The sequence below is a fragment of the Streptomyces griseiscabiei genome, assembly GCF_020010925.1.
Classification (GTDB): Bacteria; Actinomycetota; Actinomycetes; order Streptomycetales; family Streptomycetaceae; genus Streptomyces; species Streptomyces griseiscabiei.
Window position 1 is genome coordinate 14,568 of the sequence record NZ_JAGJBZ010000001.1, and the last position, 25,101, is coordinate 39,668.

The 25,101-nt window shown below is 68.7% G+C and carries 20 protein-coding genes and 2 pseudogenes; 6 read left to right on the forward strand and 16 right to left on the reverse strand.

What is annotated here, in order from left to right:
* Positions 1-61 precede the first annotated feature (61 nt).
* Positions 62-1,402 (forward strand): right-handed parallel beta-helix repeat-containing protein, encoded by a 1,341-nt coding sequence (locus J8M51_RS00055; protein ID WP_256964077.1) that lies wholly within the window; start codon positions 62-64, stop codon positions 1,400-1,402.
* A gap of 255 nt (positions 1,403-1,657) precedes the next feature.
* Positions 1,658-2,779 carry an IS630 family transposase gene (locus J8M51_RS00060; RefSeq protein ID WP_398856251.1) on the forward strand — a complete coding sequence of 374 codons (1,122 nt, stop codon included), beginning with the start codon at positions 1,658-1,660 and terminating at the stop codon, positions 2,777-2,779.
* 165 nt (positions 2,780-2,944) lie between these two features.
* Here the strand turns inward: J8M51_RS00060 and J8M51_RS00065 are convergent.
* The 4 genes and pseudogenes from J8M51_RS00065 to J8M51_RS00080 all read right to left on the reverse strand — a co-directional run.
* Positions 2,945-3,955: pseudogene (locus J8M51_RS00065) on the reverse strand (amidohydrolase family protein); the annotation flags it as partial.
* Between the two features lie 1,012 nt (positions 3,956-4,967).
* Complete coding sequence (locus J8M51_RS00070) at positions 4,968-5,171, reverse strand: hypothetical protein (protein WP_143673095.1); 204 nt, start codon at positions 5,169-5,171, stop codon at positions 4,968-4,970.
* A 371-nt stretch (positions 5,172-5,542) separates the two neighbouring features.
* Positions 5,543-6,391, reverse strand: a complete 849-nt coding sequence (locus J8M51_RS00075; RefSeq protein ID WP_086753323.1) for an LD-carboxypeptidase — start codon at positions 6,389-6,391, stop codon at positions 5,543-5,545.
* 171 nt (positions 6,392-6,562) lie between these two features.
* On the reverse strand, positions 6,563-7,561 hold the full coding sequence (locus J8M51_RS00080) for a GNAT family N-acetyltransferase (RefSeq protein WP_256964078.1): 999 nt from the start codon (positions 7,559-7,561) through the stop codon (positions 6,563-6,565).
* A 495-nt stretch (positions 7,562-8,056) separates the two neighbouring features.
* On the opposite strand from J8M51_RS00080, the gene J8M51_RS00085 reads away from it, so the two are divergent.
* The gene (locus tag J8M51_RS00085) at positions 8,057-10,060 is read left to right on the forward strand and encodes a S9 family peptidase (protein ID WP_086753325.1); all 2,004 of its coding nucleotides are present in this window, start codon (positions 8,057-8,059) and stop codon (positions 10,058-10,060) included.
* A 322-nt stretch (positions 10,061-10,382) separates the two neighbouring features.
* Here J8M51_RS00085 and J8M51_RS00090 read toward each other — a convergent pair.
* The 6 genes and pseudogenes from J8M51_RS00090 to J8M51_RS00115 form a co-directional block, all read right to left on the reverse strand.
* Positions 10,383-10,659 (reverse strand): annotated as a pseudogene (locus J8M51_RS00090) (NF041680 family putative transposase); the annotation flags it as partial.
* Positions 10,619-12,265 carry an MFS transporter gene (locus J8M51_RS00095; RefSeq protein ID WP_267298878.1) on the reverse strand — a complete coding sequence of 549 codons (1,647 nt, stop codon included), beginning with the start codon at positions 12,263-12,265 and terminating at the stop codon, positions 10,619-10,621. The pseudogene J8M51_RS00090 and the gene J8M51_RS00095, both read right to left, overlap by 41 nt.
* 82 nt (positions 12,266-12,347) lie before the next feature.
* On the reverse strand, positions 12,348-13,355 hold the full coding sequence (locus J8M51_RS00100; RefSeq protein ID WP_179202924.1) for an NmrA family NAD(P)-binding protein: 1,008 nt from the start codon (positions 13,353-13,355) through the stop codon (positions 12,348-12,350).
* A 201-nt stretch (positions 13,356-13,556) separates the two neighbouring features.
* On the reverse strand, positions 13,557-14,576 hold the full coding sequence (locus tag J8M51_RS00105) for an NAD(P)/FAD-dependent oxidoreductase (RefSeq protein WP_086753329.1): 1,020 nt from the start codon (positions 14,574-14,576) through the stop codon (positions 13,557-13,559).
* Between the two features lie 68 nt (positions 14,577-14,644).
* On the reverse strand, positions 14,645-15,436 hold the full coding sequence (locus J8M51_RS00110) for an alpha/beta fold hydrolase (protein ID WP_256964079.1): 792 nt from the start codon (positions 15,434-15,436) through the stop codon (positions 14,645-14,647).
* A 799-nt stretch (positions 15,437-16,235) separates the two neighbouring features.
* Positions 16,236-17,261, reverse strand: a complete 1,026-nt coding sequence (locus tag J8M51_RS00115; protein WP_398856253.1) for an alpha/beta hydrolase — start codon at positions 17,259-17,261, stop codon at positions 16,236-16,238.
* Between the two features lie 204 nt (positions 17,262-17,465).
* Between J8M51_RS00115 and J8M51_RS00120 the strand changes: the two genes are divergently transcribed.
* Complete coding sequence (locus J8M51_RS00120; protein ID WP_179202925.1) at positions 17,466-18,089, forward strand: TetR/AcrR family transcriptional regulator; 624 nt, start codon at positions 17,466-17,468, stop codon at positions 18,087-18,089.
* Here J8M51_RS00120 and J8M51_RS46215 read toward each other — a convergent pair.
* From J8M51_RS46215 to J8M51_RS00135, 4 genes are all read right to left on the reverse strand, one after another.
* Positions 17,983-18,831, reverse strand: a complete 849-nt coding sequence (locus tag J8M51_RS46215; protein WP_398855256.1) for a DUF6233 domain-containing protein — start codon at positions 18,829-18,831, stop codon at positions 17,983-17,985. The genes J8M51_RS00120 and J8M51_RS46215 overlap by 107 nt on opposite strands.
* A gap of 94 nt (positions 18,832-18,925) precedes the next feature.
* Positions 18,926-19,708: a MerR family transcriptional regulator gene (locus J8M51_RS00125; protein ID WP_086753335.1), complete on the reverse strand. Its 783-nt coding sequence runs from the start codon at positions 19,706-19,708 to the stop codon at positions 18,926-18,928.
* 15 nt (positions 19,709-19,723) lie between these two features.
* On the reverse strand, positions 19,724-20,485 hold the full coding sequence (locus J8M51_RS00130) for an ABC transporter permease (protein ID WP_086753337.1): 762 nt from the start codon (positions 20,483-20,485) through the stop codon (positions 19,724-19,726).
* Complete coding sequence (locus tag J8M51_RS00135) at positions 20,482-21,291, reverse strand: ABC transporter ATP-binding protein (protein WP_086753345.1); 810 nt, start codon at positions 21,289-21,291, stop codon at positions 20,482-20,484. Before J8M51_RS00135 ends, J8M51_RS00130 begins: the two co-directional genes overlap by 4 nt.
* A 287-nt stretch (positions 21,292-21,578) precedes the next feature.
* Here J8M51_RS00135 and J8M51_RS00140 point away from each other — a divergent pair, with 287 nt between their 5' ends.
* A complete protein-coding gene (locus tag J8M51_RS00140) occupies positions 21,579-22,340 on the forward strand; it encodes a metallophosphoesterase family protein (protein ID WP_086756489.1) in 762 nt (253 codons plus the stop codon).
* Between the two features lie 73 nt (positions 22,341-22,413).
* Here the strand turns inward: J8M51_RS00140 and J8M51_RS00145 are convergent, their stop codons facing one another.
* Entirely contained in the window at positions 22,414-22,887 is a 474-nt protein-coding gene (locus J8M51_RS00145) for a hypothetical protein (RefSeq protein ID WP_086756471.1), read from the reverse strand.
* Positions 22,888-23,858: 971 nt separating this feature from the next.
* Positions 23,859-24,125, reverse strand: coding sequence for a hypothetical protein (locus tag J8M51_RS00150; protein WP_179203137.1), 267 nt, complete (start codon positions 24,123-24,125; stop codon positions 23,859-23,861).
* A 223-nt stretch (positions 24,126-24,348) separates the two neighbouring features.
* Between J8M51_RS00150 and J8M51_RS00155 the strand changes: the two genes are divergently transcribed.
* The gene (locus J8M51_RS00155) at positions 24,349-25,071 is read left to right on the forward strand and encodes a peptidoglycan recognition protein family protein (RefSeq protein ID WP_086756472.1); all 723 of its coding nucleotides are present in this window, start codon (positions 24,349-24,351) and stop codon (positions 25,069-25,071) included.
* Positions 25,072-25,101: the final 30 nt, after the last annotated feature.

A 25,101-nucleotide genomic window follows, 5' to 3' on the forward strand; every position in this document is an offset into this window, starting at 1 on the left:
TCGGAGCCGAACAGGGCCACCCCCCTCTCGTATGCACGGCCTGGTGAAGTGGAGTAATCAAGTGAAACGTTCCCAGCACGGGAGGCTCGCTCTCCCGCTCACCGTGGTCATGGCGGTCACCGCCATGATGGTCGTCGGGTCGGCGGCATCCGGCAACGCGGCGGCGGCCGCGCGGGTCTTCTACGTCTCCCCCACCGGCAGCGACAGCGCCGCCGGAACCGAGGCGGCGCCCTGGAAGACGTTCGCCCACGCCCAGTCCGTCGCGCAGCCAGGTGACACGGTCTACTTCCGCGGCGGCACGTACGCCTACTCCCGGGCGAACGCCGGGTGCAGGAGCCAGACCGACAGAGTCGACGCCATCACGCTGAACAAGAGCGGCAGTTCGGGCAACCTCATCAACTACGTGGCCTATCCGGGAGATAAGCCGGTCTTCGACTTCTCGCAGATGAAGGACGACTGCCGGATCAAGGGCTTCGACGTCACCGGCAACTGGATCCGTCTCAAGGGACTGACGGTCACCGGCGTACCGCAGAACAACAACCGCAACCACGAGTCCTGGGGAATCTGGATCTCCGGAAGCAACAACACCTTCGACCAGCTGGATCTGCACCACAACATGGGTCCGGGCCTGTTCATCCAGGACGGCGGCGGCAACCTCGTCCTCAACTCCGACTCCCACCACAACTACGACCCGCGCACCTCCAACGGGGCCGGCGAGAGCGCCGACGGATTCGGCGCCCACATCTCGGCGGGCAACCCCGGCAACGTCTTCCGGGGCGACCGCGCATGGTGGAACTCCGACGACGGCTTCGACCTCATCAACGCGTTCTCGTCCGTCACCATCGAGAACTCCTGGGCATGGCTCAACGGTTACCTGCCGGGCACCACCACCGCCATCGGCAACGGCAACGGCTTCAAAGCCGGAGGCTACGGCGGCAGGTACGTCTCCAACGGTGCCAAGCACACCGTTCGCAACTCGGTGGCGTTCAACAACCGGGCTTCAGGCTTCTACGCCAACCACCACACCGTCGCGGACGACTTCTTCAACAACACGAGCTTCAACAACCATCCGGACTACAACATGCTCGGCATCTCCCGGACCGGTGCCGCCATCGGCCTGGGGAACCTGCGCAACAACATCGCCTATGCCGGCAACCTGCTCTCGAACATGAGCGGGACCAACGCCGCGAACAACTCCTGGAACCTGAACGTCGCGTTGTCCGACGCGCAGTTCCAGAGCGTGTCGACGTCGGGCTGGGACGCGCCCCGCCAGTCCGACGGCAGCCTGCCCGTACTGCCTCATCTCCGTCTCGCGTCGAACAGCACCCTGATCAACAAGGGCGTCGATGTCGGCCTGCCCTACCGCGGATCGGCCCCGGACCTGGGCGCCTTCGAGCGCTGACCGTTGTCAACCGCGATCCGGTCCGCTCCTGGCGCTGACGGCGGGTCGGCCACTGCGCGACCCGGGAGCGTGTCCCGTGGGGTAGCCGACGCACGCCCTACCGGAACGTGTCGAGCAGGGTCGCTCCCCCCGCGAAGCGGGACACGACCTGGCACCTCGGCACATTCCTGTGCGTCGGTCGCCTGCTGCCGCCCGTCCCCGGTCTGCTGTGCCGCGGCTAGTGTCCTGCGCCAGTAGTTGATCGTTAGTAGTTCTGTGACTTCTGCTGCTGGTGCGTCAGTTCCTCGTCGGGGCCCGAAGCTGGAGCCGTTGCTGCTGTCTGCTGAGGAGCGGGCGGAGTTGGAGCGGTGGACGCGTCGGGCGACATCGGCCCAGGCTTTGGCCTTGCGGGCGCGGATCGTGTTGGCCTGTGCGGGGCCGGACGTACCGCCGATCGTCGCGGTCGCCCGGGATCTTCAGGTGACTGCGGACACCGTCCGCAAGTGGCGGCGGCGCTTCCTGGCCGAGCGGCTGGACGGGCTGGCCGACGAGCCGAGGCCCGGCCGGCCACCCACGATCAGCGTCGACCAGGTGGAGGCGGTGGTGGTCACCACGCTGGAACAGCTGCCGAAGAACACCACCCACTGGTCGCGGAAGTCGATGGCCGAGCACAGTGGCCTGTCGAAGTCGACCGTCGGCCGGATCTGGCGGCAGTTCCAGCTCAAGCCGCATCTGGCCGACACCTTCAAGCTGTCGACCGACCCGTTGTTCGTGGAGAAGGTCTACGACGTGGTCGGTCTGTACTTCAACCCGCCCGAGGGGGCGGTGGTGCTGTCGGTGGACGAGAAGTCGCAGATCCAGGCCCTGGACCGGTCCCAGCCGGTGCTGCCGATAATGCCGGGCATGCCCGAGCGGCGCACCCATGACTACGTCCGCAACGGCCTGACCACCTTGTTCGCTGCCTTCGACGTCGCCACGGGCGAGGTCATCACCGCCCTGCACCGCCGGCACCGGGCGGTGGAGTTCAAGAAGTTCCTGATCCGAATCGACAAGACGGTGCCTGCCCACCTGCAGGTCCATTTGATCGTGGACAACTACGGCACCCACAAGACACCCGCGATCAAGACCTGGCTCGCCAAACACCCCAGGTTTGAACTGCACTTCACCCCGACCGGCAGCTCGTGGATCAACCAGGTCGAGCGGTGGTTCGGCTACCTGGCCCACCAGATGATCCGCCGCGGCGCACACAAGACCATCCATGCCCTGGAAGCCGACATCCGGGCCTGGGTCAAAGACTGGAACGAAAACCCCAAGCCGTTCATCTGGACCAAGACCGCCGAAGAGATCCTCGACTCCCTCGCCCGCCTCTGCCGACGAATCTCTGGCGCAGGACACTAGCGCGGCCTCGGCCTTCTTGCGGTACGCGGCCAGCTTCTCGGCGGGAGCGACGATCTGGCGGCTGCGCGACTTGACGGAGACATCGTGCTCCCCGGCGGCCTTGCGTAGAGCGCCCACGGTGGCCCGTTCGCGCGCGATGTGGGCAAACGGGTCGAAGGAGTACCAGCGCATCGCGTTCTCGTGCGTCATCTTGTTGATCTCGTGGTCCGGCACGGAGTTCGCGGTCAGCACCTCCTGGAGTTCCTCCGGGGCGTTGGGCCACATCGAGTCGCTGTGCGGGTAGTCGGCCTCCCAGCAGATGTTGTCGATCCCGATCTCGTGGCGGAGCTTCACACCGATCGGGTCGCTGATGAAGCACGTGAGGAAGTGCTCACGGAAGACCTCGGACGGCTTCCTGCCGCCGAAGTCCTGGAGCGTCCAGGTGGCGTGCATCTCGTAGGTGCGGTCCAGGCGGTCCAGGAAGTAGGGGATCCAGCCGGTGCCGCCCTCCGACAGCCCGATCCTGATGCTCGGGTACTCCTTGAGGACGCGCGACCACATCAGGTCGGCCGCCGCCTGAACGAGGTTGATGGGCTGCAGGGTGATCATCACGTCCGGCGGGGCGTCGGGCGCGGTGATGGCGAGGCGGCCGGAGGAGCCTATGTGCAGGTTCATCACGGTGCCGCAGTCGGTCAGCGCCCGCCATACCGGGGCCCAGTAGTCGGAGTGGAAGCTGGGGTAGCCGAGCGGGACGGGGTTCTCCGGGAACGTCAGGGCGTGGCAGCCCTTCTCGGCGACCCGCCGGATCTCCTGTGCGCACAGTTCGGCGTCCCAGATCGCCGGGAGGGCCATGGGGATGAAGCGGCCGGGGTGGGCGGCGCACCACTCGTCGATGTGCCAGTCGTTGTAGGCCCGCACCAGGGCCATGGAGAAGTCGGAGTCCTCGGTGGCGAACAGGCGGGCGGAGAAGCCCGGGAAGGAGGGAAAGTCCAGCTGGGCGAGTTCGGCCTTCCGGTCCGCGCCGAGCACGTCGGGGGCCGCGGCCGGCTCGTACTCGACGAGATCGGCGCCGGAGACCTGGCGCAGGCGGTTCAGCTCCGCCTCGTGCGATCCGGTCGCGGTGGTGGCCGCCACCGCCTCGGCCTCTGCCGGCTCCGGTTCGCTGGAGTACCGCTCGTTGAGGGTGAGCGGCCACACCGGGCCCTCCGTGCGGGGCGTACTGCCACACGGTGCCGTGCGCGTCGCGTACCCGGTCGCCGGACTCCAGTGCCGGGTACGGCCGGTGGATCAGCTCCACGGTCATGGGGGCGGCGGCCCACGGCCGCAGGATCCACCGCTGGTCGGCGCCCTCGCGCATGGTCTCATCACTCTCGCTGACCCCGTACGGGAACACGGCGACGTTCATGTGGGAGTCGGCGGGCGGGCGGCCGGCGTCGCGGTCGTCGGCGAGCCACACGTCGCTGGTGTAGGCGACGTGCACGACCGTCGGGGGGAGGTCGACGGTGAGGATGTCGCCCTCGCGCACGCCCCGGGCGAGGGGGGTGTGGCGAAACGGTGCGGAGAACCGCGCGGGGCCGCTTGGCGGGAGGTCCACCGCGAAGTCGTTCGGCTCGTCGGCGCCCTGCTCCTGCCACGGCCACCGGATCAGCGCCACGGCGTTGTCGCCCCAGGTCTCGACCACCCGGGCCTGTCCGGCCGGGCAGGAGATGCGCAGGACGTCCCCGCGGCGGAGGGGGCACTCGGGGAACCCGGTCTCGTCACGGGGGACGGCGTCGCCGGGAGCCACAGGCGCCCGGCCGACGGCGGGGGTGTCGTGGCGTACGGCGTCGACGGCCTGGCGGTGGGTCCGGTCGGCACCTCGCGCGCCTCGCGCGGCTTCCTTGCGGGCGTGATTGCGGACCATGCTCGAACTCCCGGTCTCGGCGCGCGCCCGTGAGCTGTCGCGCCGGTCAGAGTGAGCATGCGGCGGCTTCAATCGCGGTGATGCGCTGCACCTGGGGCCGTGGGCACTCCGTGCCGGTCACGGGCCGGGTCGGAGCTGGGGCCGGGCCGCCGCGATCGGCGGCCATCACCGCCCACCGTACCCGGCGGGACCCTGTCCAAGTCGTCTCCGGGGTCACCCTCCGGGGCCCCGCTCTGCGCGCGGTCCGTGCCTTCCCTCAGCTCGTCGCGGGCAGGTTGCTGTGCGGGGCCCCGGAGAGTGCTCAGGTCACCGTCCTCGGCGGACGCACCCCTTGAGCAGGGCCAGAGCAGCCACCCCGGCGAGCATCGCCCCTGCGGCCGGCCCCTCGGGGATGAGCCCCGCAAGGTCTGCCGCCAGTACCAGAGTCAGGGTGGAGATGGCGGCCAAGCCGGGTGAAGGCCTACGGACCCGGAACAGGTCCGGCTCCTCGGGGGTGGAACGATCTGACACGATGGAGTCTCCGTAGTTGTCGGCTGATTGCTCGGACGAGATGCGGAGTGCAAGGGGTCGTCCCGGTCCAGGGGGCGGCCTCTTCCGCGTCTCCGTACATACAACCGCAGGTCATACGCCTCGGTTTCCACCCCTGACCTCCCAAGTCCGGTGTAAATAAGGCGCGTAGGCGACCGCCAGCCGTCGTTCTCGCTGGTCCAGTCCCTCACAGGCACCTGCGGTAATGGGTGGGCCGGGGGCCGCTTCGCAGGTCGCTGAAGATGCCTTCCTGGCGGCACGAGAGACCTCATTTCTGTGACTACCATCACAGAGCTGCTCCCCGTGCTTCTCCGGCCTTCGTACTCGGCACCGGCGGCTGATCCGCCGTCTCGTCAGTCGCCTCGTGCGTCCTCCCGCGCCCGGTCCATCGCCTGGGCGAACGCGGGGTCCCGGCGGCGGCGCTGGTAGACCGCCACGGTGGTGATCCCGGCCGCCCCTGCGGCGGCCTTGACCGTGGCGCGGGGCCGGCTCAGCTCGTCGAGGAACACCTCCTCCCAGAACAGCACCGCGCCGTCGAAGCATTCGAGCGGCAGCGCGAAAGACGTCGCCTGCACCAGCGCGATACGGTTGATCACCCCGCCGATCAGCCGCCCTTCGGCGCAACCGGCACGCCAGCACTCCCACAACGGGGTCGCCGGCAGCGCACCGACCGCCTCGCCGCCGGTCAGCAGCGTCGAGTAGAGCTTCTCCAGTTCTGCTCCGCGTGCCGCGGGCGCGGACTGCCAGGACCCGCCGAGTCCACAGGTGGCCACGTCGGCATGGAACCCGACCAGCCCCGTCCGCGCATAGAGCACCAGGTGCAGCAGTGAGATGCCGCTGTATCCGAGGATCGGCTTGGGGTCGGCCACGATCGCCTCGAAGTCGATCAGGTCGAGGTGACCGAGCGCCGTCTGCCCGCCGTCGTGCGCGATGACCGCGCGCACCTCAGGATCTCGCAGCAGAGCGTTGAACTCCCCGGCGATCTCCGTCGGCGCAGCCGCGCTCCACCAACGGTGCCGCCCCGCGTCGAGTAGCGGTGCCCGACGCACCCGGAACCCCATCTGCTCGAGCACGGCCACCGCCTCCTGAAGGTCGGGCTCGTAGACCGCGTCGAGCGGTCCGGAGAATGCCGCGACAACGACGAGATCTCCGGGCCTCAGGGCGCGAGGTCGAAGCAGTTGCGGCAGTGCAGAACCGGTCACCGGCGCAGTGTCACAACACGCGCAACAGCACGCTACGCATTTACCGATTGACCGGCCCAGCAGTCACCCGCACCGCCCGTGAGCGCCCGCACAGCCTCCGTCACGCGGCAACACCGCACTACAGCCCACCTGTCACGGCATGTCACAGATCACCGGACGTGACACAGCTCCTCAGAAGCCGAACGAGTTGTGCGGTTCGGGGTCGGTCCGGAACATTCGGGCAAGCTGTCCGATCGCGCTGTTGGTGTGCCCGGTGATGTGGCCCGCGTATGCCAGGTGGTACGCCGACATGCCACCGAAGTAGAGCGAGCTGAGCGCTGCGAGCCTGATCGTCAGGTCCGCCGTCTCGTCGGTCGGAACACACGTCACCACGGGGCCGTCCGCTTTCAGATGCCATGTCCTGTTGTTCGCCCGGCACATCTGGTCGTCGTCGATGGTGAGCCTCAGCTCGCCGGGCGTGACGTACGAGCGTTGTGTCAGGGCTCGGGGTACGTCGAGAAGGCGCGCCCAGAGGTTGTCCGTCTGGCGGGTGACGCGCATCGCCCGCGGGTTGGTGAGCATCCACCGCAGGGGTTCGTCGCGCGGACGACCTGGCGCCACGACGGTCTTGGTGAGGTCGAAGTCGATCAGCAGTCCCCACAGAGCGCGGTAGGCCACAGGGTTCGTCGCCTCCAGCGCTTCCACCACGAGTGTTCCCGCACGGTCTGCGGTCGGCGACCACGGCAGTCGGAAGTTGGCCATGCCGTCCACCTCGCCGTGCTGGTCGCGGTGGGCGAGAAAGCGCAGCGGTCCGTTTGTGCCGTCTGCTGCGTCGGACAGCCCGTCCCAGCGTCCGGGGAGAGGGCTGAGCTCCCCGACGCGCTGGGCACGCACGTCCGCATGCACCCGTGGCCAGGCCTTCTTCGCCTCTGCGGCGTCGACCAGCTCCAACGACCCGGGATCCGGCTCCGCCGGAAGGAGGGCCGCTTCGTGACGGGCCAGCTCCCACCGGGTGCGGTAGGTCGCGGGCGAGAACCCGAACCGTCCATAGATGCTTCCCTCGCTCGCGCTGAGCATCGCCAACGGCTCGCCTCGCTCCAGGGCCGCCTCGAACATGGCCTGCATCATCTTCCGCAGGTAACCGCGCCGGCGATGCGTCGCGATCACCCCGGTAGCAGTGACACCGGCCATCCTCCCCACTCCCCCTCCGGGGAACCGTCACCTCGAAGGAGATGGCCGCCGACGCGCCGACACACCTGCCGTCGACGAACGTCGCGATCGGGTGGAAGGACTCATCCTTGATGTCGGCCGCCGACCACTTTTCGAGCTGCTCCGCGCTCGCAGGCATGCGCTGCGGAGGCCACGGCTCGGGGCCACCGTGCCACGCGGCGTCCGCAGGCTCCCAGCTCGGTAACCCGTTCGCGAACGGCAATGCCCGGTAGTACCCAGCCATCTCGTCCCGCCGCGGCGGACGGACCTCAGTCACCATGCCAGACATTGCATCCACCGCCCTCGCAGACGAGCAACCGAATATCTGCTCAAGGCTTGTCCTTCAGCGGGACGGCCCTCAACGCGGCAGGTCAGTTCCGACTTGGATCTTCTGGGGTGGGGAAGGGCTGCTGACATCCGGCGCCCCATGTCACGCTCCCTGGCCGTCTGTATCGTGCACGGGCGACAATCGCCTGCATGATCGAGTCCTCAGGTGGCCCGTCCGCCTTCCGTGACCTGTCCGCCTTCGTTGCCTGCCCCCGCGTCAACTCCCTTGCCCTGTCCGTCGATGGCACTCGTCTCGTCGCCGCCGTGCAGTCGCTGTCCGGGGACGGGACGCGGTTCGTGTCCGGTCTCTGGGAGATCGATCCGGCCGGGGAGCGCGACGCGCTGCGGCTGACCCGGTCCGACAAGGGTGAGTCGGGGCCGGTGTTCGGTCCGGACGGGACGCTGTACTTCCTGTCTGAACGCGCTGCCGAGGACGGCGATGAGGGCGCCGCGCTGTGGGCACTGCCGCCGCGCGGGGAGGCCGTCGTCGTGGCCCGGCACCCAGGTGGGATCGCCGCGGTCACTGTCGCCCGTGATTCCGGCGCGCTGTGCCACACCGCGGGGTTGCTGCCGGGGGCCGCCGACGCCGAGGCGCACGGCAAGCTGCGCGCGGCGCGAAAGGACGCGAAGGTCACCGCGATCCTGTACGAGGCCGGGCCGACCCGTGCGTGGGACCACGACCTCGGCCCGGCGGAGCCGCACACCTTCGTCCGTGCCGGTGCTGACACGGAGCCGGTCGTCGCCGGTGGACAGGGGATCGGTCTGGAGGATCCGGGGGACGCGGCGTTGTCGCCGGACGGCACACGGGTGGCGTACCGCCGGTTCGTGCCCGGACGGGTCCCGGACGAGCATCGCACCGCCGTGGTGGTGGCCGACGCGGCGAGCGGTGAGGAGATTTACGTCGTCGGTGATCTGGAACACCTCTACGAGGCACCGCGGTTCACCCACGACGGCTCGGCCGTCGTGTGCTGCCGGATGCGCTACCCGACGTACGACACCCCCTGGGAAGCGACTCTCGTCCGGATCGACCTGGCCGATGGTGCGGTGCGGGACCTGCTGCCCGGATTCGACAACTGGCCCGGTGGCGTGGCCTGTTCACCGGCGGACGACACGCTCTTCTTCACATCCGACGAGCAGGGGCACGCGCCCGTCTTCCGGCGCGACCCGGACGGTGGCGTCACACGCCTGACCGGTTCGGGTGCCTACGGCTCACTGACCGTGGCCCCCGACGGGCGGACGCTCTACGCCCTGCGCCACTCGGTCGACGCGCCACCTACGCCCGTCCGGATCGACGCCTACATCGCCGACCAGACTCCCGCCCAGCTGCCCGCCCCTGACGGCGTCGGCCAACTGCCCGGCACGCTGACCGAGGTGCACGCGGAGGCGGACGACGGGTTCGTGCTGCGCGGCTGGCTCGTGCTGCCCGAGGGCGCCTCCGCCGAGCGGCCCGCTCCGCTGCTCGTCGCCGTCCACGGGGGCCCGCAGTTCAGCTGGAACGGCTGGACCTGGCGGTGGAACCCGTGGCCCTTCGCCGCACGCGGCTATGCGGTGCTGCTGCCGGATCCGGCCCTGTCGACCGGCTACGGGCAGATCAACCATCGGCGCGGCTGGGGACAGTGGGGCGGACGCCCCTACACGGATGTGATCGCGCTGACCGACGCGACCGAGGCCCGCAACGACATCGATGCCTCACGAACGGCACTCGCCGGCGGCTCGTACGGCGGATACATGGCGAACCGGGTCGCCACCAGCACCGACCGGTTCAAGGCGATCATCAGCCACGCGGGTCTGTGGGACCTGCGCATGTTCCAGGGCGACACCGATGCGCCCTGGTACTTCCAGCGGATCTTCGGCGACCCGCTGACCCGCCCCGAGCGCTACGAGGCCGACTCCCCGCACCTGGATGTCGCGAAGATCCGCACCCCGATGCTGGTCATCCACGGCGCCAAGGACTACCGCGTGCCCGTCGGGCAAGGCGCCACCCTCTTCCAGGAACTGCAGCGGCACGAAGTCCCCGCGAAATACCTCTACTTCCCGGACGAGAACCACTGGGTCCTGAAGCCGAACCACGCACGCCTGTGGTACGAGACATGCCTCAACTTCCTCGACCACCACGTCCTCGGCACCGAATGGCAGCAGCCCGGCCTGCTGTGACCAGGCAGAACCCGGAGGAAACAGTGAGGATGCGTCCATCCAGCCGTACACCTCACAGCCAGGGATCGGAAGCACCTGCTGAGCTTGCCGCTCAACCTCGGCGCTCGACGAGACGGGCGAGTGATTCTGACGGACATAGCGGCGGCGAATCGGTGCTCCTGCTATCAGCAGTACCGGCGAGGCGACAAGGACGGCCAGCGGGATCAGGGCTTTCACGGCCGTGAGCTTGACCCTCTCCTCATGGCGCATGCGCTCAGTGTGCTGGTCCTCTGTGTCGCTCGTCAGCCTGTTCTGCGAGGTTGGCGCCGACCTTGTGGTGGGTGGGACGAGAGGGTTTCGGTGCACCGGTCGGCGAACCGGTGCACCGAAACCCTCTGCGGACGGGGGCGGGTGTGAGCCTGTTCGGCGGAGCCGGTCTCTCCCAGGTCCACCGGTCGACCGCATCCGAGCCGCGAACCCGTGGCCTGGTCCCGGCCGAGAGTCTGCTTGAACAGGCGAAACGTGTGCTCGATGTCGAAGCACCGGGGGAAGGACCGCCAGCAGCGGTCGACATCTGCCTCAGCGGCGCCGGTGCCCGACCACCACAGCCGTACCGTCTTGTTGACCCCGCACAGCCGCCGGCGCTGTCCCGGCGCCCGGCCCGGCGTCCTTCTTCGCGAACCCGCGCCGGCCCGGCAGGACCGCGAGGACGATCAGTGTTCCGGCGGCCATGATGATCCCGCCGATGAGGCTGGTCTGGGCGACGCCGTGGGCGAAGGCCTGGTGGACGGCGTCCATCGCGGCCTGGGCCTGCTGGGGCCCGGCGGTGGGATCCTGCGCGACCCGCTCCGCGATGGCCAGTCCCCCGCCGACGGAGTCCTTGGCGATCTCCATCGCCGCCGCCGGGAGCCGGTCGCCGACCAGGCCGGTCAGCTCGTCCCGGTAGGCCGTGCCCAGCAGCGAGCCCAGCACCGCGATACCCAGCGCGCCGCCGAGCTCCAGCGCGGTGTCGTTGGCACCGCCGCCGACGCCCAGCTCGGACTCGGGGAAGGAGCCCATGATCGTGTCGGTCGCCGGGGAGATGGCCAGTCCGAGCGCGAGGCCCAGCATCATCAGCGGGGTCAGGAAGTCCCCATACGTCGAGCTCTTGTCGATCTGGGTGAGCAGGAACATGCCCGCCGTGCCGATGACCAGGCCGGTCACGACCATCGGCTTCACCCCCAGCTTCGGGGTGAGTATCCCGGTCAGCGCGGACCCGAGGAACACCGCACCGCCCAGCGGCAGCAGCCGTACCCCCGTGTCCAGGGCGCCGTAGCCGAGGACGAACTGGAGGAACTGCGTCGCGTAGTAGATCACGGCGAACATGCCGAAGAAGAAGAACATCACCGCGAGCATCGAGCCGGTGAAGGGGCGCAGCGCGAACTTCCGGACGTCCAGCATCGGGCGCGGGTGCCGCAGCTCCCAGGCGACGAAGGCGAGCAGACCGGCACCGGCGACCACGGCGGCGGTGACGGGGCCGACGCCCCAGCCGGAGTGCGGGCCCTCGATGGCGGCGTAGATCAGGGAGCCGACGGAGACGATCGACAGCAGACCGCCGACGTAGTCGATCCGGCCCATCCCCTCCGCCTTCGACGGCGGCACCAGGACGAGCGCGCCGGCCACGGCGAGGAGGGCGATCGGCACGTTGATCAGGAAGGTCGAGCCCCAGGCGTGGTCCTCGAGCAGCCAGCCGGAGACCAGCGGGCCGACGGCCACCGCGACCCCGGAGGTCGCGGCCCAGGCGGTGATGGCCTTGGCCCGCTCGCTCCGGGGGAAGGTCGCGACCACCAGGGAGAGCGTGGCGGGCATCACGACCGCGGCACCGATACCCATGATCGCGCGGGCCACGACGACCAGCGAGGTCTCGTCGACCATGCTCCCCATCACCGAACCGCCGGCGAAGATCAGCAGCCCCAGCACCAGCGCGCCGCGCCGGCTGTACTTGTCGCCGATCGCGCCCAGTACCAGCATCAGCGCCGCGTACGGGACGGTGTAGCCGTCGACGACCCACTGCAGATCGCTGCTGCTCAGCCCCAGGTCGGTGGTCATGTCGGGGGCCGCGACGATCAGCGACGTGTTCGCCATCACCGTGATCAGCAGGCTCAGGCACAGCACGAGCAGCGCCCACCAGCGCCGCGCGTAAGGCCCAGGCATTTTCTCCACGGGGGTGTTCGCAAGGAAGGACATCAGGAGCTCCTGAGGGGGACGGGGCGGACGAGCGGAAGCTCTTGATTGCCCATCGTGTGCGTCATGTTTTGCTCCGGAGCGCTCACTGGCTCGGGGAACCCGCCAGTTCGCGCAGGCGAGTGTTGTTCTGCAGCAACCACCGCATGGTCCGCGGCGGGCGCCCGAGCAGGGATTCCAGTTGGTCGGAGAGGACGTCGTACCGCCCGCCGGCGATCAGCCTGGTCTGGATCGTCAGGTGCGCCGCCACGTGCCGGGCCGTCGCCGGGTCGCCCAGAGTCTCCTGCAGGACGGTCTCGTCCAGGAAGGCGTCGTTCCATGCCTCCACTTCCTCGGGGATGTAGACGATCTGGCGTCCCAGCACGGCTGTGTAGTCCTCAGCGAACCCGTACATGTCCTTCAGCTCCGGGCCGGTGAGCGCGTAGGACTTCGAGATGTGCGGTGCGGGGTCGACCAGCATCTTCACGCACACCTGTGCCACGTCGTGAACGGAGATGGGTGCAAGGCGCTGATTACCGAAGGGCAGGCGCAGTTCACCGTTGCTCAGCGGGCCCAGTTGCATCCAGGTCAGATGGGGGTTCTCGGCGAACAGGGTCGCACGCACGTTGATGGTCGGGATGCCGGACCAGTCCAGCACCTTCTCGCAGACCCAGTGCGCCCGCTGCTGCGGTGACCAGTCAGTGACCAGTCCGCCGAGCCAGGATCGCCGCTCCTCATCCGGTGTGGTCATCTTCTCGAGGGTCATGTACGACTGCTCGTAGTTGGACAGGTGCACGAAGGCCTCGATGTCGCCCTGGGCGCGCGCCGCCGCGGCCATCAAGGTGAGGGCATCGGCGTAGTACGGCTGCGGGGTCATGCTGAAGTAGATGCGCTTGACACCCTTCAGCGCGGCGGCCACGTCCGCGAGTTTGAGCAGGTCGCCGACGAAGACCTCGGCCCCGGCCTCGCGCAACGACTGCGCGCGTTCGTCGTCCCGTCGCACGAACGCGCGCACCGAGTGGCCCTGTTCGAGCAGCACGTCGACCATCACCCTGCTCACGCCACCGACTTGGCCGCCGGCGCCGGTGATCAAAATGGGATTGCGTTCCGTCATTGCTGTGTCCTTCATCTGATTGGGTTGGTCGGCCGTTCAGGAAGCCGAGCATGTGGAGTCGTCAAGGCGGGCGAGGACGTCGAGGAGTGTGGCGTCGGCCTCCGCAGGACGGTCCTGCTTGCCGGGTATGGCTGAACCCGTCTGAGGACTGATCAGCTTCCAGGCGAGCGGGTGACGGGCTGAGATCTCAGGGCTTCGAGATCATCGGGTGGCCGCTTCGGGGCTTCCCTCGGTGATCTTCTGGAGGGCCGCGTCGGTGTCCGCGAGGGCCAGCATCCTGTTGATGTCGGCGCCGGCCAGTGCGCCGGCCGCTGCAGAGGCTCCGACCTGAGCGACCAGATCGGTGACGTTGCCGGCCACCCACACACCCGGCACCTCGGTGGCGCCGGCCATACCGGAGGCGAAACCGCGGCCCATGTTCGGCAGGTCCCGCACCGGCAGGCCCAGACCTTCCAGGCCCTGGGTGCGGGCCCGCATCGGCGCGGCGACCGCGAGGACGCGGCGGGCCACGACCTGCCCGTCGGCCAGGCGCACCCCGGCGAGGGCACCGTCCTCGTCGTCGACGACCTCGGTGACCGGGGTGTCGATGACGCGGATGCCGCGGGCGGCGAAGCGGGCGCGGCTGCCCTCGTCCAGGTCGGTGCCGTGGGTGAAGTAGGTCAGGTCCTCGGTCAGCTGACGGAACAGATACGCGTGGCCGATGGCGGCCGGACCGGTGGCGAGGACACCGATGGGCTGGTCGCGCACCTCCCAGCCGTGGCAGTACGGGCAGTGCACCACGCCGTGTCCCCAGTGCTCGGCGAGCCCGGGCACCTCGGGCAGGACATCCGTGAGGCCGGTGGCCACCAGGATGCGGCGGGCGGTGACGCGGCGGCCGTCGGCCAGAGTGACGGTGAACCGCAGGTCCCCGTCCACCGACGGGGCGGCAGGCTCGGCCGAGACCACCTCGCCGGACAGGACGCGTCCGCCGTACTGGCGCACCTGCTCCCGGCCCCGCCGGAGGATCTCGGAGGGCGGGGTGCCGTCCAGGGCGAGCAGACCGTGCACGGCCTGGGCGGGCGCGTTGCGCGGGGAGCCGCTGTCGATCACCACGACCGAGCGGCGGGAGCGGGCGAGGATCAGTGCACCGTTCAGCCCGGCGGCGCCCCCGCCGATCACCACCGCGTCGACGGCCCCCTCGGCCAGTGCGTCGCTCGTGTACGGAGGAGTCGGCACAGCCATGACCTCGCGCTCTTCCTTGTCAGTCATGGTTCGGTCAGCCCTTCGAGTTCTGGGTGGTTGGCGGGTGGTCAGCTGTTCAGGAAGCCGAGGATGTGGTCGGCGACCGTCTTGGGCTGTTCGAGGTGCAGGAAGTGCCCCGCGCCGGGTATGACGATGCGTTCGAAGCCGTTCGTGAACAGGTCGTCCATGCCTTCGCTCAACTCCACGGACATGCAGTTGTCGTCGGCTCCGTGGAGGTAGAGAGACGGGACGGTGAGGGCGCCGAAGGCCCGGGCTTGCAGGGATTGGGCCGCCTCGTCCGCAGGGGGCGTGAACAACTGGCGGTAGTAGCCCAGGACCTCGGTCAGGACTCCTGGAGCACCGAGGGTTTCCTTGAGCGCGGCACGCTCCGCGTCCGGCAGCTCGTAGCCGGGTGACCATTCCCGCCAGAGCCGGTCGATGAAGGCGAAGTCGTCGAGTTCGACGGCAGCCTCCGCCATGGCGCTCTGGAAGAAGAACATGTACCAGCTGCGTCGCTGCTGGTCGGCGTCGGTGACCAATGCGGTCATCAGTTGACGGGCAGGGGGACCCGCCATGGTGACCAGCTTGCGGACACGGCTCGCGTCGAGGCTCGTTGCCGCGTACGCCGCCGCGGCCCCGAAGTCGTGGCCGATGAGATCCGCCTGCTCGCGCCCGAGCGCTTCGATCAGGGTCAGGACGTCCTGGCCGGTCGAGGCAATGTTGTAGGAGCCGTCGAGGGCCGCGCCGCCGGGCCAGTATCCGCGCTGCGCGGGCGCGACCGCCCAGTACCCTTCCTGCGCGAGGCGGTCGAGGATCCCTGTCCAGCTGGCCGCATGGTCGGGAAACCCGTGGAGGCACACAACGAGTGGCCCCCTGCCGGCCTCAAGGATCGGAACCTCCAGTCCGCCTGCCTGAACCGTCCGACGGCGGACGCGGTCGGTCGTCCGGGACCCCCCGGCCGGGGAGTCCTCGCCAAAGGACGGTCGCTGGGTCACCTGTGTCATGAGTTCAACCTCCGAGCCGCTTTCGCGGCATAGCGGTCCGGCAAGCCCGGACCAAGCAGGAAGTACAGCTGTCTGAAGCCGGGGTCAGTGCCGGTGAGCGGTCACGACGTGGCTGTTCACCGAGTGGAGAGTCCGGCTCCGCTTTGCTTGGGACGTTCGTGATGTACGGATCCAGTCCGGCGATGAAACTCGTCGTCGCCAGGATCGCCAGGATCGCGAGGATCAGACCGGCCTTGCCGACCTGGAAGGCGTCGCAACACCGGGCGGCGCGGAGGAGTTCAAAGGCATGGGTTGCCCTCAATCGCGCCAGGCGTGCACGCAGCCCGTCCGGTGAGCTCAGGACTGTTGTGTACTGAACTGTCAAAAACCTAAGCGGTTCTGTACTGAGTTGTCAAGTTCGGCAGGTCGACCCTCGCTCGCCACAACGATGCCCGGAATGCCGAGTTTGGTCTTCTGAGTGATCACAGGCTTGCCCTGCAGCAGGGCAGCAGGGCAGCAGCCCGAACCGCTCCATGGTTTCGGGCCCGTAGATGCCGGCGAAGTCCTCGCCGGGGCAGACAGCAGAAGACCGCAGTGCGACGCTCTGATCGTGACTCGGCGTGACCAGGCAGGGGTCGGCTTGTTGCCGCATCTTTCTGAGTTGGAAGGTTGCATGTCATGCCGAAGAAGGTGGATCGCGAGCCGAGGGCCCGAGCCGTCCGGCTGGTGCTGGAGCACCGTGCCGAGTGCCCGACCAGATACCGCGGCAGTGCTGACGGTGCCCAAGCGCGTCGGGGCAGGCGTTCATTGTGGCGCTGGGCGCCCAGGCCGAGATGGACGGCGGTGAGGCGCCCGGGGGCGCGATCGAGGAGAACGAGGAGATCCGCCGACTGCGGCCGCGGAGGTCCGCCCCATCCCGCCGTCCGCGACAACGCCATGTCAGAGCCCGCTCCGCGCCGTACATCCCGGTGCTCTCGCCGCGAGGGTCGAGTGATCCGCTGCTCGGCCCATGCCGCGATCGCCTCGGGGGCCTCGATGTGCAGGAAGTGACCGACGTCGGGGATGACCTCCATCCCGCCCTGAGCATGCCGGGTCGCATCGTCACCCGGTAGTACTTGATGGGCGCGGGCATGCTCGCCCGCAGGTGCTCGTGCAGCTCCGCTTGGAGAGCTGGATCGAGCGAGAGGCCGGGCGACCACTGACGCCAGAGGCGGTCGATGAGGGCGAGATCGCGGCTGGTGGCCATCCGACCGCTTCCCGGCAGTTGAAAGAGCCCCATGCACCAGCTCCGGCGAAGCTGAGCAAGGCGCGACCGGCTCAGGAACGTGAATGGGTGGGGGATGGCGAGCGTGACCGCGCGTTCGATCCGCTCGGGCGCGGTGACGCAGGCATCGCATGTGATCAGGGCGCCCCATTCGTGGCCGCCCAACTCCACGGCTCGCCTGGGAGACCAGCGGTCGATCAGCGCGAGCACGTCGCCGGTGAGGGCCGCGAAGTCGAACGGCCCCGCGGTCGGGGACGGCGCGTACCCGCGAAGCCAGGGTGCGAGGACGAACGTCACCCCGACGAGCGGCTCGGCGTTCGCCGCGTTGCGGCTCATGCCGACCGCCGCGAAGCCGGCGCCCACCAGGGCGAGCGCCGTCGCCCGCCCGATCCCGGAGGAGGCGCCCGTGACGAGGGCCACTCGGGGAGCTGTCTGCACGGTGGTTCCTTCGGTCGCGGCCATGACTTCGGCGGGCGCTGTGCGGGGTCGCCTGTGCTCAGGTCGACACGGTCCGCACCGGTCCCGCACGTCCGGACCAAGCCTGTCCGGTGAGCTCAGGGCGGTTGTTTACTGAACAGTCCGAAACCTAGGGAGTTCTGTACTGAGTTGTCAAGAAGGGTGGGTCGGCTCTACCTTCTTTGTATGGCCAGACCACGAAGCTTCGACCGCGACCACGTCCTCCATGCCGCCGAGCGGCAGTTCCGCGCCTCGGGCTACAACGGCACGAGCGTCGACGACATCAGCGCCGCCACCGGCCTGGGCCGCGGCAGCCTCTACGCCGCGTTCGACGGCAAGCACGGCGTGCTGCTGCAGGCGATGGCCGGCTACTTCGCCCGGCTGGCGCAGGGGCCGCGGAACATGCTCGCCGGACCCGACGAGGGCGCCCTGGAACGACTGCACGCATACCTGCTCCGCGCCGTCCACGGGGTGCCACTCGCCGCCGACGTACCCCCCGCCGCCGACCGGGCGGGGGCGGCCTGCTTCGCCGCCAAGATGGCCCTGGAGGTCGGCGCCTCCGACCCCGAGGTGAAACGCTTGGCCAAGGAGTGCTTCTCCGTGGTCGCCACGGAGGTGGCCGAGTGTGTGCGAGCAGCGCAGCGCAACGGCGACCTCGACCCCGACGCGGATCCCGACGACCTCGCGTACCTTCTGCTGACCGTCATCCGCGGGACCGATGTCGTAGGCGCGTACGGCCACAGTCCCGCCCGCCTGACCTCGATCGCGGAGAGCGCGTTCGCCTTGCTGCCTCGCCCGCGCCACACCTGATGCATGCGCGGAGTCGCCGGACTTGAACCACACGGTCAGTCGCCGAAGGCCTCGCCGCCATTCGCATAGCCACCTTCGCCAGTCCTGCTCCGGGCGCTGGAGCCCAGCGGCAAGGTCGGCCGTGGCCGAGTTCGCCCGGCACGGCCGGGAGCGGCTGGGGCTGGCTGCGCATCCGTGACGACGTGATCGTCCTGCACTCGATGATGTGGCCCGACGAGGTCCGCGCGACCCATCCTCCCTCGCCCCCGACTCGGTCGACGTCTTGGGGGACGAGGGTCAAGGAGGCGATGCCTCGGTGCACGACATGCCCGCGAAGACGGCGAAGAAGACCGCCGCCTCGAAGGAGGCGTCGCGCAAGACCGCGACCGGGAAGACGGCCGGCAAGACGGCCCGCCAAGAAGACCGCGGGGAAGACGGCGTCGAGGAAGCCCCGTCGCAGTGCCTGAGTGCAGTCAGTCGAGGATGCCGAGGTGCTGGTCGGGGTGGCAGTGGGTGCAGGCGGGCAACCCGGCGGCGAGCAGCCGGCAGGGGCCTTCTCCCGGTCGACGGAACGGTGGCGCTGTCCGGCGGCGTGGCAGTCGCCGGTGTGGACTGCGGCGGGCGGGCGTCCTTGGCCGATGCCGAGTCGACGATCCAGTGCGGCCGGGGCGGTCGGGAGCGCCGTCCGTGCTCCTGCTCGGCTTCCCGCTGCCGGAGAGCGGCGATCTCGTTGTCGATGTGCTCCGGCCACATCACACGCCACACCCGCATTCTGTGGTCAACTTGCCAAACCGTACTGCGGGATGTGTGCGCGGCAGACTGCCGACCTGGGCCGGCATGAGCACAGCCGAGTAGCGTCACGTGTGAGTGTTGAGCCTGTCCGCAGGTATTCGTTCGATGCGGGTCCAGCCGCTCCAGCCCCGCTCCTTCAGAATCGCCAGCACCAGTTCGGCGCCCGGTGCGGACTCGAGCATGGTGGAGTCCATCAGGGCGACGAACTGATCGTCGAAGCCGTCGGCACCCACCTCGCCGGCCTCCACGGCGCGAATCATCAGGCGCTCCAGGATGTCGGCGACCTCGACGATCCGTGGATCGCCGGCCATCCAGTCGGGCTCCCCGGTGAAGAAGCTGTAGAGCCTCACCATGTCGGGGTCGTCCAACTCCTCGTGCTTCTTGGCAATCACGGAGTCGATCAGGTCCGGCACCTGTGCGGCGATCAGGATCCAGGCGTCCCGCTCCAGCTCGATGTACCGTTCCCCGACGCCGAGACCGCGCAGCCGGTCGAGGTAGCCCACGACGCTCTGCGGTAGCGCCAGGTGCTCTCCGGCGGCGAGCCTGGCGAGTCGGCTGCGGGTGTCCCGCAGCCGCCGGATCTCGGCACGCAGGGCCTTGTCGATCTCCTGGACGCCGTCGGCGAACTCCTCCGGGCCGGCGGCGAGGAGTTCCTGTACCCGGGCCAGCGGCACGCCGGCCTCTGCGAGGGTGCGGATCCGGATCAGTCGCACGACCGCGGCGGCGTCGTAGGTCCGGTATCCGGACCGGTCGCGCTGGGGCTCCGGCAGCAAGCCGATCCGGTGGTAGTGGCGTACCGCCCGCACCGTCACCCCGGCGTACGCCGCAAGCTGGCTGATGGTGAGCATGGGTCTCAGCCTGCCTCAGGCGATCTTCCGGCGATAGGTGGCCATCGCGAGGACGTACGCCACGACGAGGATGCCGACGCACCACGCGAGGGCGGTCCAGATGTCGTCACCGACCGGCCGCTGGGCGAACAGGTCGCGGATCGTGTTGACGATCGACGTCACCGGCTGGTGTTCGGCGAACCAGCGCACCGGGCCGGGCATCGTCTTCGTGGGCACGAACGCCGAGCTGACGAACGGCAGGAAGATGAGGGGGTAGGCGAACGCGCCGGCGCCCTCGACCGACGACGCAGAGAGCCCGGGGATCACGGCGAGCCAGGTCAGCGCCAGGGTGAACAGGAGCAGGATGCCGGTGACCGCGAGCCATGCCGACACTCCTGCCCCTGAGCGGAAGCCCATCAGCAGAGCGACACCCACGACGAGCACGAGCGCGATCAGGTTGGCGACCAAGGAGGTGACGACGTGGGCCCACAGCACGCCTGAGCGCGCGATCGGCATGGACTGGAATCGTTCGAAGATCCCACTCTTCACATCGGTGAACAGCCGGTACGCCGTGTACGAGATGCCTGAGGCGATGGTCATGAGCAGGATGCCGGGCAGCATGTAGTTCACGTACGGAACCGACCCGGTATCGATGGCGCCGCCGAACACGTAGACGAACATCAGCATCATGGCGACCGGCGTGATGGCGGTCGTGATGATGGTGTCCATGCTGCGTGTGACATGGCGCAGGGTCCGCCCCGTGAGCGCGGCGGTGTCGTTGAAGAAATACGTGGTCATCGTCGTCCCTCAGCCGTCGTGCCAGTGACGTCGCTCGTGTCGCCGCCGCCGATGACTGCGAGAAAGACTTCCTCAAGAGTCGGCTGCTTCTCGACGTACTCGACCTTGGCGGGCGGGAAGAGCTGCTTGAGCTCGGCAAGGGTGCCGTTCACGATGATCCGACCCTGGTGGAGGATCGCGATCCGGTCCGCCAGTTGCTCGGCCTCGTCCAGATACTGCGTGGTGAGCAGCACCGTCGTTCCGTGGCCGGCGAGTTCCTTGACCGCATCCCACACCTCGAGGCGCGCCTCGGGGTCAAGACCGGCCGTCGGTTCGTCCAGGAAAATCACCGGCGAATTCCCGATGAGGCTCATCGCTATGTCCAGCCGACGGCGCATCCCACCCGAATACGTGGACACTCGCCGCGCTCCCGCCTCGCTCAGCGAGAAACGCCTCAGCAGGTCATCCGCAGTCGTGCCGGGGTCTTTGATGTGGCGCAGCCTGGCCACCAGGGCGAGGTTCTCCCGACCGCTGAGGATCTCGTCGACGGCCGCGAACTGCCCGGTGAGGCTGATGGACTCCCGCACGTTCGCCGCTTGCGTGGTGACGTCGAAGCCATTGACGCTCGCCACTCCCGAGCCGGCCTTGAGGAGCGTGGCGAGGATCCTCACGGTCGTGGTCTTGCCCGCCCCGTTGGAACCGAGCAGGGCGAAGATGCTGCCCGGCGCCACCTCGAAGTCCACACCGCGCAGCACTTCGAGCTGCCCGTACGACTTCTTGAGGCCTTTCACGCGAATCGCCGGACCGGCGATCGATTGGGCTGTCATGGTCATCTGCCTCCTTCGCGGAGCTATTCCAGGCGATTGCGCGGAAGCTCCTCCCGAAGCATGGAGGGTTGACCCAGCGTCAAGGTCAAGCCGTCCCCGACCACGGCATCCGTACCGCTGCCGCACGCCCACGGCCCGTACGGCGTCACGCCCTCGCCCACGCGGCCACCACCGACCGCTCCAGCACACCTGTGCGCCCGGCGACCACTCGCGCTGAACGGCCCCTCCAACTACGCGCCGGGCGAAAGATCACACCGATCGGCCGGCTTCACCCCACAGTGGTGACCATGCTGAACCGAGTGGCCGTCCTGTCCGACATTCACGGAGTCCTGCCGGCGCTGGAGGCAGTTCTCACCGAACCAGACGTCAGCACCGCCGATCACATCGTGCTCACCGGCGACATCACCGCCGGCCCGCAACCGACCCAGGTTCTCGACCTGTTGACCAGCCTCGGCGACCGCGTCATCTGGATCAGCGGCAACGCCGACCGCGAACTCCTCGAATACCGCCATGGGCAACGCGACACGATCCCCGACCCGATCGCCCCCTGGGCAGCCGAACAGCTCCGCGAGGACCATCTCGACCTACTCGGCTCGCTTCCACGATCGCTCTCCCTGTCCGTGAACGGGTTGGGAAAGGTGCTGTTCTGCCACGCCACCCCTCGCGACGACGAGGAGGTCGTCCTCGTCGACTCCCGCCTCGACCGCTGGACGGAAGTCTTCGACGGACTCGATACCGACATCCGCACCGTGGTCTGCGGTCACACCCACATGCCGTTCGTCCGCCTCGCCCACGGCCGACTCGTGATCAACCCCGGCAGCATCGGCATGCCCTACGGCCGGACCGGAGCACACTGGGCCCTGCTGGGCCCGGGTGTCGAACTCCGCACCACGCACTTCGACCTCCGAGCCGCAGCCACCCAGCTCAGCAAGGACTCGTCCTACCCCGCCATCACCGAGTGGGCCGACTACTTCCTGCACGCTCGCGCGACCGACGCCGACGCCCTCGCCGCCTTCGCCCCACGGGACGGACGCGACCACGCACCCTGACACCCGCTCCCTCATCCATGACAACGGGCAACCGAACACCGACTGCACGATCAACGACACCACACGGCTAAGCTCACGCTCGCCGCGTGATCAACGAAGCGTGTCCACCATTACGGGGGAGGGGCCGCTCAGTGAGTCGAAAGGCTTCGGCCAGAACGTCGGCGTCGACCTCTGCCGGTGTCCTGTCGCCGTACTCGAGGATGTCGTACTCGTCGTCCAGGTTGGCGAGTCGTTCGGCCAAGGGGAGTTCGTGCCCGAAGCGCTGGTGGATCCGGAGAACCAGCTCGCGTGGCGTCAACTCGCCGGCCAGCATACGGGCGGCCAATGCTCGTGCGGCGGCTTCCTGTCCGGCGATACTGCCCGCTGGGTAGAAGGTGAGGCCCAGTTCGTCGAGTGCTGGGGGAAGGAGATCGGGGACATCGTAATCCGCCTCTGCGCGTGTGCACGCGGCCAGCATCCGCAGGGCGGGACTGTCGAGGCCGGCGACGAGCGCATTGCAGGCGCACGCGACGACATCGGTGGCCCTCCATGCTCCAGAGGACGGCATGGTCCTGTAGGGCGAGCGCTGCTGCTTCGGTCGACATCACTCGTCCATGATTCCCTATTCCCTTCATGGTGCGACGCAGTCGAGCCGGTTCAGCGAGGGTGCTGTTCAGCGTCCTGCTCTCGCATCGCGGTGCTGATCCGGTGGTTGCCAGCGCGGCTGGTCTTCGTGGCGGTCCGGTTGTAGCAGTTTCAGGGTGAGGTCGGTCGAGCGGACGGATGCGTCCGTTGACGGTCGGTCGCCGGTCGCCGGTCGCCGAGGTCAACGTCGTCGAGTATGAGGGTGGCGACTTGGGCGGTGTGGACCGCTGCGAGCGTGAGGATGAGCCGCGTCTCCAGGGTGGTGGCCGGACCAACTGGTGCAAAGCGTCTGGGACGAGGGCCGCCGTCTGCTGCCGAAGGTGGCCCGCCGCATCCCCAACCGCGGCGTCAAGGCCGTGTCCACCGCCCTGTTCAACCGGGAAGCGACGCTGTCTCACTGCGAGTTGACGGACCAGCTCCCCCGCCGCCCTTCCCCGGACCGGGCCGACGTTCGGACCCAGGAGTGGGCCCGGGTCCCGGCTGGAATAGGGCATCGTCTCCGACCCGGCCCGAGGACGCGTCGGAGCATTCTGCGGTTGGAGGGAACAGCGGGGCGCCGTACTGGACGTGGAGCTTGGCAGTAGCGCGTCCGGCTCCCCCGCGAGGCTCGGGGTAGGTGAACGCGACAGCGATGCCGAGTTCTCGCAGCCAGGACACCGCGCGAGGCCTTGGCGAACGACCGCGCCTGGGTCCATGGCTCACGTCACAGCAGGGGCCGCCCCTCACCGAGATGACCAGGGCAGGCGCCGGACGAGCAGGGCAGGCGTCATCGGACCCGCTGAAGCGGGCTGGTTCGCAGGACGAAGGCGCAGCGCGACACGGACGCGCGGCTGACCTAAATTGACAGGGTTTGGTCACGGGGCGAACCTGGAATCAGACGCCCTGAACAGCCTCTCAGAAGTCCGCATCGCAATCGGACTTGTGTTCGTCGACTCCGGCCGTGGCCGAGAGGAGACTCGCCTGCACGGGCACGTGCGAAGCGTCAGCGGGGACGAGCCGATCCCCATGATCGAGGTCAGCGTCCACCGCCCCGACCTCACGCTCATCGACCGCGCCCACACCGACGACGACGGTTCGTACGGCGTCGACGTACCCGCCGGTGAAACGGTCACCGTCCAGTTCGACACCCCTCACTCTCTCGACAACACGGAGAGTCGGCAACCGTCGACGGTCACCGAGGCGGTCGCCGACGACGCCGTCCCGCTCGACCGCCGTCCGGCCCCGTGTGCCAGTTCACGGATACGGAGCTCACCGACATCTGATGGGCCGAACCTGGGCCGGCTCGTGGCCATCCTGCCGCAACGCCTCCTCGTCCGACCCCCGAATCCTCGTCCGGCCCCGAACCATCTGTTACGCGAAGTCGCGCAACTGAAAGGACGGCGTCATGCCAGAGAGAAACGTCGACGGCGAGGACGTGAAAGCCGCCATCGAAAGGACCGACACGGGCGACGGACCCGGCACCTACAACCTCGACGACCTTCCGGAGAGCGACTTCGTCGGCTTCGCCGAGGACGACACGGAGCTCGACCCCCGTGCAGCCGCCACCATCCCCTACGACCGTCCCGTCGCGGACTTCATCGACGAACTCAGCGCCACGGGCCACGTCACCCACACGTCGTACAAGAAGACGTCGGTCACACTGCACCACAACGCCGGCAGGCTTTCGCACCAGGGTGTGCTCGACGTCTGGAAGGTACGTCCGGCTTCGGCCCACTTCGACGTGGACGCCGCCGGCGCCGTCGCCCAGTACGTCAAGGTGAACGAGTACGCCTGGGCCGTCGGCAACACGGCCGGCAACCAGGGCTCGATCAGCATCGAAATGGCGAACGCAACACTCGCGCCCAACTGGACGGTCGGCGAGGTCACTTGGAACAGCGCCGCGCGCCTCGCCGGCTGGCTCTTCGCCGAAGTGATCGGCGAACGCCCCAGCGGGAGCAACCTCTTCTACCACCACCACTGGTCCTCGACCGTCTGCGCCGGCCCGCACATGGACCAGATCTACGACAAGGTCCTCGCCGCGGCGCAGGTGGCGTACGACCACTTCAAGGACGCGCACCCCACCCTCCGGCCGGACACAGAGCCGGTACCGGTCGAACGCCGACGCTGACCACCCGGGACGGGCTCAAGGTCCGCGTCG

Bases quoted from the DNA above. Each gene is read 5' to 3' on its own strand.
- J8M51_RS00080 (WP_256964078.1), bottom strand. From the start codon at position 7,561: ATGGCCGGTGTCACTGCTACCGGGGTGATCGCGACGCATCGCCGGCGC.
- J8M51_RS00085 (WP_086753325.1), top strand. From the start codon at position 8,057: ATGATCGAGTCCTCAGGTGGCCCGTCCGCCTTCCGTGACCTGTCCGCC.
- J8M51_RS00095 (WP_267298878.1), bottom strand. From the start codon at position 12,265: ATGTCCTTCCTTGCGAACACCCCCGTGGAGAAAATGCCTGGGCCTTAC.
- J8M51_RS00100 (WP_179202924.1), bottom strand. From the start codon at position 13,355: ATGACGGAACGCAATCCCATTTTGATCACCGGCGCCGGCGGCCAAGTC.
- J8M51_RS00105 (WP_086753329.1), bottom strand. From the start codon at position 14,576: ATGGCTGTGCCGACTCCTCCGTACACGAGCGACGCACTGGCCGAGGGG.
- J8M51_RS00120 (WP_179202925.1), top strand. From the start codon at position 17,466: ATGGCCAGACCACGAAGCTTCGACCGCGACCACGTCCTCCATGCCGCC.
- J8M51_RS00125 (WP_086753335.1), bottom strand. From the start codon at position 19,708: ATGCTCACCATCAGCCAGCTTGCGGCGTACGCCGGGGTGACGGTGCGG.
- J8M51_RS00130 (WP_086753337.1), bottom strand. From the start codon at position 20,485: ATGACCACGTATTTCTTCAACGACACCGCCGCGCTCACGGGGCGGACC.
- J8M51_RS00135 (WP_086753345.1), bottom strand. From the start codon at position 21,291: ATGACAGCCCAATCGATCGCCGGTCCGGCGATTCGCGTGAAAGGCCTC.
- J8M51_RS00140 (WP_086756489.1), top strand. From the start codon at position 21,579: ATGCTGAACCGAGTGGCCGTCCTGTCCGACATTCACGGAGTCCTGCCG.
- J8M51_RS00145 (WP_086756471.1), bottom strand. From the start codon at position 22,887: ATGCCGTCCTCTGGAGCATGGAGGGCCACCGATGTCGTCGCGTGCGCC.
- J8M51_RS00155 (WP_086756472.1), top strand. From the start codon at position 24,349: ATGCCAGAGAGAAACGTCGACGGCGAGGACGTGAAAGCCGCCATCGAA.